The sequence below is a fragment of the Chondromyces crocatus genome (genome assembly GCF_001189295.1).
GTDB classification, from domain to species: Bacteria; Myxococcota_A; Polyangia; order Polyangiales; family Polyangiaceae; genus Chondromyces; species Chondromyces crocatus.
Genome location: NZ_CP012159.1, coordinates 9,233,170 through 9,246,659, shown reverse-complemented (window position 1 = coordinate 9,246,659; position 13,490 = coordinate 9,233,170). Strand labels below are relative to the sequence as shown.

Below are 13,490 nucleotides of genomic sequence, written 5' to 3'. Positions count from 1 at the left end.
GTGAACCGCAGGACGGGTGGTTGTCTCGGTCGTGCGGTGCACGTCGTCGGTTGCAGCGCGGCCCGTGCTGGTGAGGTCGAGATTCATCGCCCCGAAGTCAGCAGATGGACAGTCCTCCCGAACCGTGGAGCGGTGTCGCATGGGAGTTCAGGGCCAGATGACCGCTTCGGGTCTCGCCCTCGATGTGGTCGTCCCATCTCCGAGCTGTCCCCGGCCGTTCGAACCCCAGCACAGGATGCGCCGATCCTCCAGGAGGGCGCAGGAGGTGCTTCCGGCGAACGCGAGCTTGGAGGTTCTGGGAAGGTCGATCTTCACGGGAGACAGGGCGTCGAAGGCATCGTCCGTTCCGAGCTGTCCGAATGTGTTGTCGCCCCATACATAGACATTGCCGCCGACGATCACTCCAGAGTGGGCGCTTCCAACGCTCAATCCGTCGGGTCGGGACAGGTTGATGAGCTGGGGCGTGTGGTGGTCCACGTCGTTGCCCAGGCCCAGCTGGCCTTGCGAGTTGTTGCCCCAGCAAAATGTGCTGTTCACGCTTCGAGCGCAGGTGTGAATCCCGCCACTGGCGACCTCCTGGATATCCATCAGCAACCCGACACGCTCTGGACTGGATACGGAGTCTGGTGCCATGTCGCCCAAGCCGAGACTCCCGTAGGGATTCTCTCCCCAGCACCTCGACGTGCCGTCGCGCATGACGGCGCATGCGTGGATGAATCCCATGGAGACCTGGCGAGTTCCATTCATGATGAGGGTCGGTGGGAATGCTTGTGCTGCATTCTGGCCCAGAACGGATGTCCCGGCGCCCCAGCAAACCAGCTCGCCACGCGTGTCGACGGCGCAGGTGTTGAACGCATTTGCAGAGACCTGCTCGATGTCGCGGAGTCCGGGATCCACGAACTCGAGATCAGGACCCGCGTCGTTCATGCCGAGCTGGCCGAACTCATTCCCTCCCCAGCAACGGATGGAGTGGTCCGAGAGGATCGCACAGAGATGGGGGGTATGGCTGATCGAGGGATCACTGCTGGTGGCTGGGGCGATGGCGATTTGAAGCGCAGGAAGAGGGAGGTCGATGCGGACAGGTACAGGGTGTGGCTCTGACGTGTTCGGCGACGTGGGCAGGTTGCCCCAGCACCAGGCGCTGCCATCCTGGAGAACGGCGCAGATGGCGGTTCCCGTGGATCCCACGGAGAGGTCGACGGGGTCGTTGCATGCTCCCTGCTGGCACAGCGCCGCGCAAGTCACACCACATCCTCCGCAGTTTTGCCGGTCGTCTGCGGTGGGGGTCTCGCACCCGGGGGCCTCCGTGCAGTCGGCGAACCCTTCGTTGCAGGTGAAGTTGCAGGCTCCACGTTCGCAGGTGGCAGACCCGTTCTCTCCACCGGGGCAGTCTGCGGGGGTCTCGCAAGCCTCCGCTGGCAGGCCGTCTTCGAACTCACTCAAGCCCAGGAGAAGTCCGCAGCCCGAGCTGGTCAGTACTGCGATGCATGCCGCCGTAAGCGAGTATCTCGACGTGTCACGGTGCATGCGCGGTTCTATCATGGCGGTTGCCCGGCCTGTGGCATCTGGGCTCGAAAGGCGTGGTCTGCGCACGGATTCGGAGGGAGTGCGATGCAGAGAGGTAATTCTCAGATCGGCGGCAGTGGCTTCGGCGTGAACGTGGCCATCCCGGGGGGCGCAGGCGTGGACTCGTTCTTTTTCAGGATCTTCACGAGCGTTTGCGCAAGCCGCTCGCCGTCCTCCGGGGGAGCGTTCTTCAGCGAATAGAACACCGCGTACTTGTCGGTGAACGCCGGAGGCTCGGGCCCCTCTTCGGTCACCAGAGCGACATCGAGGCGAATGGTGGCGCGGTCCCTCGTGCAGATCACCCGCACGGCGCCCTGAGGAGAGACGCCTTGAATTTCCGTGACCTCGTAGTCTCCGAGCGAATCTCCTTCGCTCAAGGGGGCGAGGATGGCGCGCTCGGCGGCGCTCGCAGGAGCCGGGCGGGCTGTCTTGTTGGGGTCCGTGGGGCTGGGGGCGCGGGTGATGAGCGTGCCCAGGGCTGCACCTGTCCCGAGGGCGAGGAGGGCAACGAGGGTGGCACGGGCAAGTCCGCGCAGGGTCCACTGAGAAACCGCAAGGAGGGGAGGGCTTAGGGAGACCTCATTCGTGGTGGCGCGGGCCTCCTTTTCTGCGGGGGTGAGGTCGTCCCTCTCCGCAGGAGTGAGATCGCCACGTTCGGGCTTGCGGGTGTCGTCGCCATGCTCGGCCTCGCGGGCGTCGTCACCGCGCTCGGTCTCGCGGGCGTCGTCGGCCTTCGGCGTCGCGCTGTCGCGTCCGGGTTCCATGGCTAGCGCGCTCGCAGCTCGGGGTGGCGCGCCAGCAGGGCCTTCGCGATGGTCTCGGCGGCGAGCTGGTGGGCGTGCGCGTTGGGGTGGATCATGTCTCGCGAGGGCTTGAGCAAGGCGTCGAGGGGCTCGTCGCGGTAGGCGGTGGTGGCGAGGTCGAGGCCGATGAAGCCGTGGCGTTCGGCTTCCTGGGTGACCTTGGGGCCGATGAGGCGGTGCTCGGGGAGGGCGTCGGGCAGGAAGAGGGGGAAGACGGCGACGACGACGGGCATCGCGTGGGCGGTGGCGACGGCCTGGATGCGGTCGAAGCCGGCGACGACGACGCCGTTCCAGCTGCGGGGGTCGTCGTAGAAGCCCTGGAGGAGGCCGCCGAGGGGGTCGATGTGGCCGGGGAAGAGGCGGGCGGCGGCGAAGCGGGTGGCGCTCCAGAGGAGGTGCTGGAACTTGAAGTGGCCAGGGAGGTGATGGGAGATGGCCAGCTCGGGGTAGGGGTCGTTGACGACGTAGAGGACGACGACGGCATCCGGGGAGAAGGGGAGGGCGCGGACTTCGAGGGTGCGGGCTTCCTGGAGGGTGTTGTAGCCGGAGACGGAGAAGTTCAGGACCTCGGTGGGGCGGCCGTCGCGGGCTTCGCGGAGGACGCGCTCGAGGGCGGCGCAGGCGTTGTCGCGGGGGAGGGTGCAGTCGCCGCCGACGGAGTCGCCGAGGCAGGCGATGCGCAGGGTGCCGGGGGGCTTCTCGGTCTGCCGCGGGACGTCGAGCATGCCGCGGTCGTTGGTGGTGCCTTCGCCGCAGGAGGTGTCGGGCTTCCAGTGGTAACGAAGGACCGGGTCGTCGACGAACTGGATGACGCGGCCGGCGTAGGCGTCCTGGGACTTCTGGCTCTCGCGGCGGACGGCCCACTCGCCGCCGGCGAGGACGAGCAGGAGGACGGCAAGGGCTTCGAGGACGCGGCGGCGGGCCGGGGTCTCGCGGGTGAGGAGGGCGGCGAGGGCGGTGGCGAGGAGGAGGGCGCCGAGGAGGCGTGACTCGTCGGGGGTGTGTCGGTTGGCGAAGAGGATCAGGGCGCCGGCGAGGGCGAGGGCGAGGGCGAGGGCGCGGGCAGGGGTGGGGATCCTCATGGCACGGAGGCCCTCGATGGGCGGCTCATCCGGTCAGAGCGGGGCGGCTCATCCGGTCAGAGCGGGTAGAGGAAGGCGGCGTAGGGAGCGAGGGCGCCGACGGCAGCGAGGAGGGAGACGACGAGGAGGACGAGGACGATGGGGAGCATCCACAGGCGTCGGCCCGAGAAGACGAAGCGGAGCACGTCGGCGAGGAAGGGAGCGCGGCGAGGTCGGCTCATGGGCGGGGCTCCGGTTCGATCCATACCTCACCGAGGACGAGGCCATCCAGCCCTGCGGTCCGGAAGCAGCGGCAAGCGTCCTCGGGGGTGCAGACGATGGGCTCGCCGGCGACGTTGAACGAGGTGTTCAGCAGGGCAGGGACGCCGGTGATGGCCGCGAAGGCGCGGATGAGGTCGTGGAGGCGGGGGGCGTCGTCACGGCGGAGGGTCTGGAGGCGGGCGGTGCCGTCGACGTGGACGACGGCGGCGAGGTCGTGGCGGCGCTCGGGGCGAACGGGGCGGATCTCGGTCATCCAGGGGGAAGGGCGCGGGTCGTCGAAGAAGTCGGCGGTGTGCTCGGCGAGGACGATGGGGGCGAAGGGGCGGAAGGGTTCGCGGCGCTTGATGCGCTCGTTGATGGCGTCACGCATGGTGGCGCGGCGGGGGTCGGCGAGGAGGGAGCGGGCGCCGAGGGCGCGGGGGCCGAACTCCATGCGGCCGTCGACCCAGCCGAGGATGGCGCCGTCGGCGAGGCGCTGGGCGAGGAAGGCGTCGCCGCCGAGGGAGGAGAGAGGGCGGGCGGTGAGGCCCAGCGCGCGGGCGGCTTCGAGGCAGGCGTCGGGGGTGAAGGCGGGGCCGAGGTAGGGGGTGATGGAGATGCGATGGGGGGGATTGGTGGAGCGTGCGGCGCTGTCGGAGAGCGTGGCGCTGTCGGAGAGCGTGGCGCTGTCGGAGAGCGTGGCGCTGTCGGAGAGCGTGGCGCTTCCCTTCGTCGAGGCGAGGTAATGTCCCACGTAGGCGGCGCCGATGGCGGCGCCGGAGTCGCCAGGGGCGAAGGAGACGTGGAGGGGGCGTCTCGCGGCGAGGCGTGCGTTGGCGGCGCCGTTGAGGGCGACGCCGCCGCCGTAGCAGAGAGGCTGGCCAGCAGGGAGCGTGGCCTCGATGCGGAGAAGGGCGTCTTCGAGGCGAGCTTGCGCGCTGCGGGCGAGGTCGCGGTGGCGCTGGGTGATGGGGTCACCCGGGAGGCGTGGTGGGCCGAGGAGGGCGTCGAGGGCGGGGGAGGCGAGGCGGTGGTGACCGCCGAGGTGCAGGTAGCGGCGGTCGAGGCGGAAGGCGCCGTCGTCGAGGAAGGGGAGGAGGCGCGCCATCTCGGGGGCGAAGGTGTCGTCGCCGAAGGCGGCGAGGCCCATGACCTTGTACTCGCCTTCGTTCACCTCGAAGCCGAGGTGGGCGGTGATCAGGGAGTAGAAGAGGCCGAGGGAGTCGGGGAAATGGATCTCGCGCTGGGGGGTGATGCCTGCGGGGCCAGCGGTCCAGAGGCTGGTGGTGGTCCACTCGCCGACGCCGTCGGAGACGAGGACGGCGGTGTCCTGGTCGGGGGTGTCGAGGAAGAAGGGGGAGGTGAAGTAGGCGAAGGCGGCGTGGGAGAGGTGGTGCTCGGAGAAGAGGATGTCGCCGCGGAAGCCGCCGCGGCGTTCGAGCCAGCGGCGGAGGTCGATGCGGCCGTCGAGGTAGCGGGACATGCTGCGAACGAAGGCGCCGAGGGAGCGGGGGAAGGCGCCGAGCCAGGTCTCGAGCTGGCGTTCGAGCTTGGGGAGGGTCTTTTCGTAGAAGACGACGAGGTCGACGTCGGCGGGGGTGATGCCGGCGGTGTCGAGGCACGCGGCGATGGCGCGCGCGGGGTAGCCGTGGTCGTGCTTGATGCGGGAGAGGCGCTCTTCTTCGACGGCGAGGACGAGTTCGCCGTCGCGAAGGAGGCACGCGGCGGCGTCGTGGTAGAAGGCGGAGAGGCCGAGGACCCAGGTGGGCATGGGGGGTGAGAGGGCGCGTCAGAAGGGGGAGCGCAGGCGCTCGAGGGTGGCGAGGGTGGGGTCGTGGCGCAGGCGCCATCCCGAGGGGCGAGGGCGTCGCAGCCGCAGGGCGAGCGCGAACCAGGGGAGCACGAGGACGTAGACGAGGACGAGCAGCGCCGAGGCGACGACGCGCCGGGTGATGTCGCTCGCGCGGCGCACGCGGGTGAGCAGGCGAGCGAAGAGGCGGCGGAGGCGCACGCGGGGAGTCTAGTGCAGCGTACCCTAAATCAGGGGCCTATCGGCCCCTACGCTCCCGATGGTCGCTACCCCCTGCTTTCTTCGCAGAGCGCTTGGCCAAGGACCCAGGACGAACTTGGGGAACACGGTACTCGTCTTTCAGCGGCTTGCGAGAAGAGCGAGCACGGCGGCGAGCACGGCCAGAAAGCCGACGCCGAGGGCGGTGGCGCGCGCGTGGCTGCTGGGGGGCGAAGCGGTCCAGGGGGCGAGGGGCGCGGGCGGGGGGAGACGGACGATGTCGCGAGAGGGGGTGGCGCCAGGGACGAGCTCCAGGAGGAGCTGTTCGATGGGCCAGGTGTCACCGAAGGGGCGGACCAGGCGCAGGACGACGCCGCCGCCGAGCTGGGCGGGGAGCTGCACGCGGAGGATGCGGTCGGCTGGGTCGTCCGGCGTCTTCAGCGCGCCGCTGCGCCCGCAGGCGTCACACCCGCCGCCGTCGCAGCGGGCGCAGGTGATGCGCAGCGGGGCCGTGATCTCCAGCTCGGTGGGCTCGCCGTCCCACTGCGCCGGGACGACCAGTCGCAGTCGACCTCGGGCGCCCTCGGCTCGGTCGAGAGCGCTCGGATCGAGGAGCTGGCCGAGCTCGTTCTGGCCCATGCACGTCGTCGTGCCTCACTCCTCGCGGCTTGCCAAGGGGGTCAGCCCTGCTTCGGGGTGAGGCGCAGCGTGCCGATGGCGACCAGGAGGAGCGTGACGATGAGCAACAGGCCGCCCAGGCCGCCAGCACGGGTGCTCTCCATCAGGCCGGTGAAGAGGATCTTGACGAGCTGATCGGAAGCGACGTCCTCCAGCTTGCTCAGGTAGGAGAGCACGGCGCTGATCGCGAGCCACGTTGCATGGAAGGTGGTCACGAAGGTGAGGAGCGACATCGCGCCGATGAACCGGAGCTGCGCGAGCTGCGGTCGGTGGGCGAACCGCCCTGCGGCGCCGATGGTGACCATGCCGAAGACCAGGAGCGGCCACATCGCCCAGCCGCCTTCGACGAACGCTTGAATCATGACGAACCTCCGTGCTGTGGGTCGGGGCCCAGGGGGGCCGCGGCGTGTCCGCGGACGGTCCTGGACGTCGGTGGTGAGGGTCTCGTTCGGCCCTGCACCTTCCCCAACGCGGGGGCCTTCCGGGTGTGACCGAAAATCTTTTCTTGTCACGCCGAGGCGCCCGGCGCGTTCTGGGGAGGCGTGGGAACCGTGGAGACCTCGCCGAGGATCGCGGACGGGCCGGCCCCGGGTGGGCGCGAGCCCTCCGTGGAGACGTCGGCGGTGTCGGCCGAGGAGAGCGATGCGGCGCTGGTCGAGAGGCTCCGGCGGCGGGATCCGCGGGCGTTCGACGCGGTGTATGCGCGCTATCACGGGCGTCTGTGGAGCTTTCTGGTGCGCCTCGCCGGTCGTCGGGAGGTCGCCGAGGATCTGATCCAGGAGACGTGGATGCAGGTGGCCCGTTACGCCGAGAAGCTGAACGAGGACACCGATCTGCGGGCGTGGCTGTTCACGGTGGCGCGCAACCGGCATCGCAGCCATCGGCGGTGGGCGATGCTCGGGTGGGGGGCTGGCGAGGTCCTCACGGTGGAGCCCGTGGATCCAGCGCCAGGGCTGGAGGTGGTCGCGAGCGCGCGTGCGGCGGTGCGTTCGGTGGAGGAGGGGCTGCGTGCGCTGCCCGAAGCGCACCGGGAGGTGTTGTTGCTGTCTGCGGTGGAGGGGCTCGACGCGGCGCAGGTGGGGGCGGTGCTCGGGATCCGGGAGGATGCCGCCCGCAAGCGCCTGTCCAGGGCGCGGGCGGAGCTTGCGGTGTGGCTCGAGAAGCGCGAGGCTGAGGGAGCGGGAAGCGTGGGAGGTCGACGATGAGGTCCAGCGAGGATTCAATCCTGAACGATCTGGCAGAGCTGCCCGAGGTGCCCTGCGATGCGGGGGCCGCGGACGCGCTCCGTCGTCGCGCGCGTCTGGTGCTCACCGGAGAGGCCCGAGCGTCGCGTCCTGTGCTGTCGCGGCTCTCTTTCGCCTGGTCGGCTGCGGTGCTGCCCGCCGTGCTGCTCGGCTCCGGGACAGCGTACGTCTGGTCGGCGATGCGGCTGGCCGAGAAGATTTTCGTGGGCTGAGATGACGGTCTCCGGCATCTCCCGCTTGCGTTGTCCGTCCGGTGGTCCACATCTCCTCTCGTGATGAGACGGTCCTCGCCTCCTTCGTCCCGACAGTGGGTCACGGCGCCTCGGCGTGCCGGGCAGGTTGGTCTGCTCGGCGCCGGGGTGCTCGGTGCGGCGCTTTTGGGGTGTTCGCCGTCCTACGTGTACTTGCCCGGGGAGCAGCTCACGGCCGTGGTGGAGGGGCAGCCGGCGGCTCGGTATCCCCTCCCGCCCGAGGCGCCGACGGGCGATGTGCGGGTGCACTCGTACGGGGTGGTCGAGCTGGAGGTGAAGGGGGAGGACGACGAGATCGCTGCGCTGCATGTCGCACTGTGGCTGTCCAACGATGCAGGGTCCCAGCCGTGGACGCTGGACACGCGCGCGGTCCGGGTGGAGCTGCGCCGCGCCGAGGGGCGGCCCGAGCTGCTGAAGGCGGGCACGGAGCGCTTGCCGGTGGTGGAGATCCCGCCCGGGCAGCAGCGCATCGTGGAGATGATGTTCCCCTTGCCGGAGGGGATCGACGAGGCCTCGGATCTGCCTGCGTTCGATGTGGTGTGGCAGGTGCAGACGGACACGCGGCTCGTCGGTGAGCGGACGCCGTTCGAGCGCATCCGTGTCCAGACGCGGCCGGCTGGGCCGGCGTGGTCCTACACGTATGGCTATGGCCACGGGTGGTGGTACGACCCGTTCTGGCGACCTGGCTCCGGCATCGGCGTCGGTCGAGCGCCGATGATGATGGAGCGGGACATGGTCCTGCAGCCGCGGATCCACATGCGGCCGATGGCGCCTCGACCGCGCTGAGGACGCGGGCGTCGCTCGCCGAGCGACCAGGTGTCGGAGAGGTCAGGCGTCGGAGGAGGTCAGGTCTCGGAGGAGGTCAGGTCTCGGAGGAGGCGGCACGCGCGCTCTCTTCGCTGAGGCGCTTCACGTGCTGGAGCACGCGGTGGTGGATGCGATGGAGGACGTCGTCGCTCCACACCTTCCAGTAGAGGGTCGGAGCCATCGACAGCTCGTACCAGGTGCTGCCTTCGAGCCGAGTGCGTCCTCCAGGGAGAGGGATGAGCCTGAACTCGCCGCGTCGGGAGCGGAGGCTGCCGTCGAGGTGAGGGGGATGGACGTGCTGGAATGGGCTCCATTCCTTCATCGCAGGGGGCTGGGCTGCGACGTCGAAGGCGAGGCGGCGGGGCGGCTCCCAGGCGGTGATCGGCTCGACGAAGGGTCCCGTGGTGAACTCGCAGTGGCGGACGGCGCCGACGCCTTCGCCTTCGATGCGGGCGCGGGTGGGGTAGGCGATGCCGGTGCGGAACACCCACTCCGCGGGGCGCGGTAGCTCGCTGAAGCCGATGACGTTGGGCCAGACGGCCTCGGGGGGCGCGTCGATCTCGATGGCGGTCTGGACCTCGTGGAGGGGGACCGTCGTCACCTGGGCCTCGGCGCCGGCGATGCCGGGGAGCGCGAGCATCATCGCCGCGGTGTGCTTGAAGGGGGTCCGGGTTTGCACGGCGACGGCTCTGCCGATCAAGGCGCCCAGGATCGCGATGCAGGCGGCGATGGGGAAGGCCATGAAGAGGCAAAGGAGGCCTTCGAGGGCGAAGAGGAGCAGGCACGCTCCGGCGATGAGGGTGCTCGCCAGCGTGGTGTACATGGTGCTGCGCAACGAGCGGGGGTGCGGGCGGTTGTAGAGAAAGGCGCTCACGACGCCCATGACGAGGGGGGTGACGAAGAACAGCGTGGCGCCGTAGAGGTCGAAGCTATGGACGGAGATGATCGTCATCGACAGGCCCACGGCCACCGCGGCTGCCACGCCGAGGAGGGCTGCCTTGAGTCCGGTATCGATCGGCAAGGGGAGGCCCGATGCGTCGTCCGGTATGCCGAGCTCCGGGGTCGATTGCAGCAGCCAGATCGCGCCAGGCCGGGAGGGCAAGGCGGCGAGCATGAGCAAGGTGGGGAGGTTGAGGATGGGGACGATGAAGCCCAGCCCGAACCACGCGGACATGCCTGCGTCGACGGCACGTCGCACGCTCATGCTCGCGCCGATCCACATGAAGGGGAGGGTGTTGAGCGCGAGCAGCACATACATCCAGGTGGGGGCGTCGCGTAGCTCGGCGAGTCGCTGCGACATGATGGGGTTCAGGTACGTGAGGGGGCTCCAGGACTTGCCGGTGACCACGAAGACGAGCCCGGCCTCGAGCAGGTACTTGAGGACCATGAGGCTGACGCCGGTGATGAGGTATGGCCTGCGCGCCACCGGGTCGGAGAAGCCGAACCAGAGCCGCAGCATGCGGCGCGGGATCGACTGCGAGGGGGGCCGGGAGACCGGCGGCGAGGAGGCCGGGGGAGGCTCGCTCATGGGCTTGTCGGGGATGGTATCGGGGGAGCGACTCGCCCAACAAGGACAGGGACTTGCGAGCATCCAGAAACGGCGAGCCACAAAGGAAGAGCCGCCGAGGTGTTCTGTTCGCCGCGGCTGGGGTGGTGATGGAGGCTCCTCGATGGGGGTCACGGGCGGTTGACCCCTCGCTCCAGGAAACGCGCCTTGCCGGAGGGGATCGACGAGGGGTCAGGTGTCGGAGGAGGCGGCGCGTGCGCGCTCTTCGCTGAGGCGCTTCACGTGCTGGAGGACGCGGTGGTGGATGCGATGGAGGACGTCGTCGCTCCACACCTTCCAGTAGAGGGTCGGGGCCATCGACAGCTCGTACCAGGTGCTGCCTTCGAGCCGGGTGCGCCCTCCCGGGAGGGGGATGAGCCTGAACTCGCCGCGTCGGGAGCGGAGGCTGCCATCGAGGTGAGGGGGATGGACGTGCTGGAATGGGCTCCATTCCTTCATCGCAGGGGGCTGGGCTGCGACGTCGAAGGCGAGGCGGCGGGGAGGCTCCCAGGCGGTGATCGGCTCGACGAAGGGTCCCGTGGTGAACTCGCAGTGGCGGACGGCGCCGACGCCTTCGCCTTCGATGCGGGCGCGGGTGGGGTAGGCGATGCCGGTGCGGAACACCCACTCCGCGGGGCGCGGTAGCTCGCTGAAGCCGATGACGTTGGGCCAGACGGCCTCGGGGGGCGCGTCGATCTCGATGGCGGTCTGGACCTCGTGGAGAGGGACCGTGGTCACCTGGGCCTCGGCGCCGGCGATGCCGGGGAGCGCGAGCATCATCGCTGCGGTGTGCCGGAGCGGGGTGCGGGTCTGGACCGCGACGGCCCTGCCGATCAAGGCGCCCAGGATCGCGATGAAGACGGCGATGGGGAAGGCCATGGCGAGGCAGATGATGCCTTCGAGCGCGAGGAGCAGCATGCCCGCTCCGGCGATGAAGGTGCTCGCCAGGGCGACCAGGATGGTGTTGCCCAGCGGTCGCGGATGGGGGCGGTTGAAGAGAAAGGCGCTCACGACGCCCATGACGAGCGGGGTGATGAAGAACAGCGTGACGCCGTAGAGGCCGAGTCCGTAGACGGAGAGGAACATCATCGACAGGCCCACGGTCACCGCGGCGGCAACGCCGAGGAGGGCTGCCTTGAGGCCGGTGTCGATCTGCAGGGGGATGCGAGGCTGGGCGCCGGGGCTCCTGAACACCGTGGTCGGCTGCGGGGTCCACGTGGCGCCTGCTTTCGAGGGCACGGCCGCGAGCGCGAGCATGGTGGGGAGGTTGAGGATGGGGATCATGAAGCCCATGCCGAGCCAGGCGGAGCCTCCGGCGTCGACGGCGCGGCGCACGCTCATGCTCGCGCCGATCCACATGAAGGGGAGGGTGCTGGTCGCGAGCAGCACGTACAGCCAGGTGGGGGCGTCGCGCAGCTCGGCGAGGCGCAGCGACATGATGGGGTTCAGGTACGTGATGGGGCTCCAGGACTTGCCGGTGACCGCAAAGACGAGCCCTGCTTCGAGCAGGTACTTGAGGACCATGAGGCTGACGCCCGTGATCAGGTACGGCCTGCGTCCCACCGGGTCGGAGAAGCCGAACCAGAGCCGCAGCACGCGGCGGATGGATCGTGGAGGTGGTGGCTGGGAGGGCGGAGGCGAGGAGGGGGAGGGAGGCTCGCTGGTGCTCATGGCGCGACTCTGGAAGGTATCGAGGAGGGGGTCCGCCCAGCAAGGGACAGGGAGCGCCAGCGTCGGCCCTTCGCTCTGGACCCGGGGTCGCCTGTACTGCACCCTGTCGCCATGTTCGCTCGAAAGCTCCTCCGAGCCCGCCTGCGGGGGCTCCCATCGCGAGCCTCCGCGGTGTGCGTGCTGGCTGCCGCGCTCGGTGCGATGTCCGTCGTGGTCCCGGCGGTCGCTCAGCCGTCATCGGCGGCGCAGCCGGCGTCGGCCAGCAAGCGCGTCGAGGTGACGCTGCCCTTCGAGAAGTACGTCTTGCCGAACGGGCTGGAAGTCATCCTGCACGAGGATCGCCGCACGCCGATCGTGGCGGTGAACGTCTGGTACCACGTGGGCTCCAAGGACGAAGCGGCTGGCAAGAACGGGTTCGCGCACCTGTTCGAGCACGTGATGTTCCAGGGGTCGAAGAACGTGGGGGAGGACCTGTTCTTCAAGTACCTGGAGCGCGCGGGGGCCAGCGAGCGGAACGGGACCACCAACACGGACCGGACGAACTACTTCGAGACCGTGCCTTCGAACCAGCTCGGGCTGGTGCTCTGGCTGGAGAGCGACCGGATGGGGTGGCTGCTCGACCACGCCGACGAGAAAACGTTCGCGAGCCAGCGGGACGTGGTGAAGAACGAGCGGCGGCAGCGCTACGAGAACGCGCCGTACGGGCTGGTGTCGCAGTTCGTGAACGCGGCGCTCTTCCCGGAGGGGCACCCCTACCACCTGCTGACCATCGGGACGCCGCAGGACCTCGACGCGGCGAGCATGGAAGACGTGCGGGGGTTCTTCAAGACGTACTACGTGCCGGGGAACGCGACCTTGGTCATCGCGGGCGACATCGACAAGGCGAAGACGAAGCCGCTCGTGGAGAAGTATTTCGGCTCCATCCCCGCGGGGGCGAAGCCGGTGGTGAAGACGGCCGCCGATCCGGGGGATCTGAAGTCGGAGAAGCGGCTCGCGGTGGAGGCCGATGTGGAGCTTCCGCGCGTGCAGATCGCCTGGGTGACGCCGCCGTTCTTCGCGAAGGGGGACGCGGAGCTCGATTTCGTGGCCCAGGTGCTCGCCACGGGGAAGAGCAGCCGGCTCTACAAGCGCCTCGTCCACGATCTGCAGATCGCGCAGGACGTCTACGCGCGGCAGGCCTCCAGTCAGCTCGCGAGCACCTTCCACATCATGGTGACGCTGAAGCGGGACCAGTCGCCCGAGAAGGTGCTGCAGATCATCGACGAGGAGGTGGAGAAGCTGCGCAAGGAGGCGCCCACCGAGGATGAGCTGACCCGGGCGAAGGCGCGCACGCTGTCGGACATGGTCTTCCAGATGGAGGAGGTCACCGCGCGCGCGGACACCTTGAACATGTACAACCAGTACACGGGGGATCCCGGGTATCTCTCCAAGGATCTGGCGCGGTACGAGGGGGTGAAGCTGGCGGATGTGCAGCAGGCTGCCGCCACACTGCTGCCTGCCACGCGGCGGGTGGTCACGGTGGTGACGCCGACGAAGGGCGCGCCCAAGGCAGGGCGCCTGGTGAGCAGCACTGCCGGAAAGCAGGGGAAGTGAG

At 69.4% G+C, this 13,490-nt stretch carries 14 protein-coding genes; 4 read left to right on the top strand and 10 right to left on the bottom strand.

Annotation, left to right across the window (positions count from 1 at the left end; genetic code table 11):
• Positions 1 to 147: 147 nt before the first annotated feature.
• The 8 genes from CMC5_RS48070 to CMC5_RS33360 all read right to left on the bottom strand — a co-directional run bounded on the left by CMC5_RS48070 (position 148) and on the right by CMC5_RS33360 (position 6,739).
• Positions 148 to 927: an RCC1 domain-containing protein gene (locus CMC5_RS48070; RefSeq protein ID WP_169796733.1), complete on the bottom strand. Its 780-nt coding sequence runs from the start codon at positions 925 to 927 to the stop codon at positions 148 to 150.
• A 701-nt stretch (positions 928 to 1,628) separates the two neighbouring features.
• The gene (locus tag CMC5_RS33385; protein ID WP_050434190.1) at positions 1,629 to 2,330 is read right to left on the bottom strand and encodes a hypothetical protein; all 702 of its coding nucleotides are present in this window, start codon (positions 2,328 to 2,330) and stop codon (positions 1,629 to 1,631) included.
• Positions 2,331 to 2,332: 2 nt separating this feature from the next.
• Positions 2,333 to 3,451 carry an SGNH/GDSL hydrolase family protein gene (locus tag CMC5_RS33380; protein ID WP_050434189.1) on the bottom strand — a complete coding sequence of 373 codons (1,119 nt, stop codon included), beginning with the start codon at positions 3,449 to 3,451 and terminating at the stop codon, positions 2,333 to 2,335.
• Positions 3,452 to 3,507: 56 nt separating this feature from the next.
• A complete protein-coding gene (locus CMC5_RS45280) occupies positions 3,508 to 3,672 on the bottom strand; it encodes a DUF5989 family protein (RefSeq protein WP_156339053.1) in 165 nt (54 codons plus the stop codon).
• On the bottom strand, positions 3,669 to 5,462 hold the full coding sequence (locus tag CMC5_RS33375) for a carbamoyltransferase family protein (RefSeq protein WP_050434188.1): 1,794 nt from the start codon (positions 5,460 to 5,462) through the stop codon (positions 3,669 to 3,671). Before CMC5_RS33375 ends, CMC5_RS45280 begins: the two co-directional genes overlap by 4 nt.
• Positions 5,463 to 5,480: 18 nt before the next feature.
• A complete protein-coding gene (locus tag CMC5_RS33370; RefSeq protein ID WP_050434187.1) occupies positions 5,481 to 5,702 on the bottom strand; it encodes a hypothetical protein in 222 nt (73 codons plus the stop codon).
• A 138-nt stretch (positions 5,703 to 5,840) separates the two neighbouring features.
• Complete coding sequence (locus tag CMC5_RS33365; RefSeq protein ID WP_050434186.1) at positions 5,841 to 6,338, bottom strand: hypothetical protein; 498 nt, start codon at positions 6,336 to 6,338, stop codon at positions 5,841 to 5,843.
• 41 nt (positions 6,339 to 6,379) lie between these two features.
• Complete coding sequence (locus CMC5_RS33360; protein WP_050434185.1) at positions 6,380 to 6,739, bottom strand: hypothetical protein; 360 nt, start codon at positions 6,737 to 6,739, stop codon at positions 6,380 to 6,382.
• A gap of 189 nt (positions 6,740 to 6,928) precedes the next feature.
• Here CMC5_RS33360 and CMC5_RS33355 point away from each other — a divergent pair, with 189 nt between their 5' ends.
• From CMC5_RS33355 to CMC5_RS33345, 3 genes are all read left to right on the top strand, one after another.
• A complete protein-coding gene (locus CMC5_RS33355; protein ID WP_050434184.1) occupies positions 6,929 to 7,582 on the top strand; it encodes an RNA polymerase sigma factor in 654 nt (217 codons plus the stop codon).
• Complete coding sequence (locus CMC5_RS33350) at positions 7,579 to 7,833, top strand: hypothetical protein (protein ID WP_050434183.1); 255 nt, start codon at positions 7,579 to 7,581, stop codon at positions 7,831 to 7,833. The genes CMC5_RS33355 and CMC5_RS33350 overlap by 4 nt, the downstream gene beginning before the upstream one ends.
• Positions 7,834 to 7,896: 63 nt before the next feature.
• Positions 7,897 to 8,658 (top strand): hypothetical protein, encoded by a 762-nt coding sequence (locus tag CMC5_RS33345; protein WP_156339052.1) that lies wholly within the window; start codon positions 7,897 to 7,899, stop codon positions 8,656 to 8,658.
• 76 nt (positions 8,659 to 8,734) lie between these two features.
• Here CMC5_RS33345 and CMC5_RS43500 read toward each other — a convergent pair whose 3' ends face one another.
• Together CMC5_RS43500 and CMC5_RS33335 are read right to left on the bottom strand one after the other, a co-directional pair.
• Positions 8,735 to 10,207 (bottom strand): SRPBCC family protein, encoded by a 1,473-nt coding sequence (locus tag CMC5_RS43500; RefSeq protein ID WP_082363018.1) that lies wholly within the window; start codon positions 10,205 to 10,207, stop codon positions 8,735 to 8,737.
• 210 nt (positions 10,208 to 10,417) lie between these two features.
• The gene (locus CMC5_RS33335; RefSeq protein ID WP_082363017.1) at positions 10,418 to 11,896 is read right to left on the bottom strand and encodes an SRPBCC family protein; all 1,479 of its coding nucleotides are present in this window, start codon (positions 11,894 to 11,896) and stop codon (positions 10,418 to 10,420) included.
• A gap of 111 nt (positions 11,897 to 12,007) precedes the next feature.
• Here CMC5_RS33335 and CMC5_RS33330 point away from each other — a divergent pair, with 111 nt between their 5' ends.
• Positions 12,008 to 13,489, top strand: a complete 1,482-nt coding sequence (locus CMC5_RS33330) for a M16 family metallopeptidase (protein WP_082363016.1) — start codon at positions 12,008 to 12,010, stop codon at positions 13,487 to 13,489.
• Position 13,490 lies beyond the last annotated feature (1 nt).

Bases quoted from the DNA above. Each gene is read 5' to 3' on its own strand.
- CMC5_RS33335 (WP_082363017.1), bottom strand. From the start codon at position 11,896: ATGAGCACCAGCGAGCCTCCCTCCCCCTCCTCGCCTCCGCCCTCCCAG.
- CMC5_RS45280 (WP_156339053.1), bottom strand. From the start codon at position 3,672: ATGAGCCGACCTCGCCGCGCTCCCTTCCTCGCCGACGTGCTCCGCTTC.
- CMC5_RS43500 (WP_082363018.1), bottom strand. From the start codon at position 10,207: ATGAGCGAGCCTCCCCCGGCCTCCTCGCCGCCGGTCTCCCGGCCCCCC.
- CMC5_RS48070 (WP_169796733.1), bottom strand. From the start codon at position 927: ATGAACGACGCGGGTCCTGATCTCGAGTTCGTGGATCCCGGACTCCGC.
- CMC5_RS33360 (WP_050434185.1), bottom strand. From the start codon at position 6,739: ATGATTCAAGCGTTCGTCGAAGGCGGCTGGGCGATGTGGCCGCTCCTG.
- CMC5_RS33385 (WP_050434190.1), bottom strand. From the start codon at position 2,330: ATGGAACCCGGACGCGACAGCGCGACGCCGAAGGCCGACGACGCCCGC.
- CMC5_RS33375 (WP_050434188.1), bottom strand. From the start codon at position 5,462: ATGCCCACCTGGGTCCTCGGCCTCTCCGCCTTCTACCACGACGCCGCC.
- CMC5_RS33365 (WP_050434186.1), bottom strand. From the start codon at position 6,338: ATGGGCCAGAACGAGCTCGGCCAGCTCCTCGATCCGAGCGCTCTCGAC.
- CMC5_RS33330 (WP_082363016.1), top strand. From the start codon at position 12,008: ATGTTCGCTCGAAAGCTCCTCCGAGCCCGCCTGCGGGGGCTCCCATCG.
- CMC5_RS33350 (WP_050434183.1), top strand. From the start codon at position 7,579: ATGAGGTCCAGCGAGGATTCAATCCTGAACGATCTGGCAGAGCTGCCC.
- CMC5_RS33345 (WP_156339052.1), top strand. From the start codon at position 7,897: ATGAGACGGTCCTCGCCTCCTTCGTCCCGACAGTGGGTCACGGCGCCT.
- CMC5_RS33380 (WP_050434189.1), bottom strand. From the start codon at position 3,451: ATGAGGATCCCCACCCCTGCCCGCGCCCTCGCCCTCGCCCTCGCCCTC.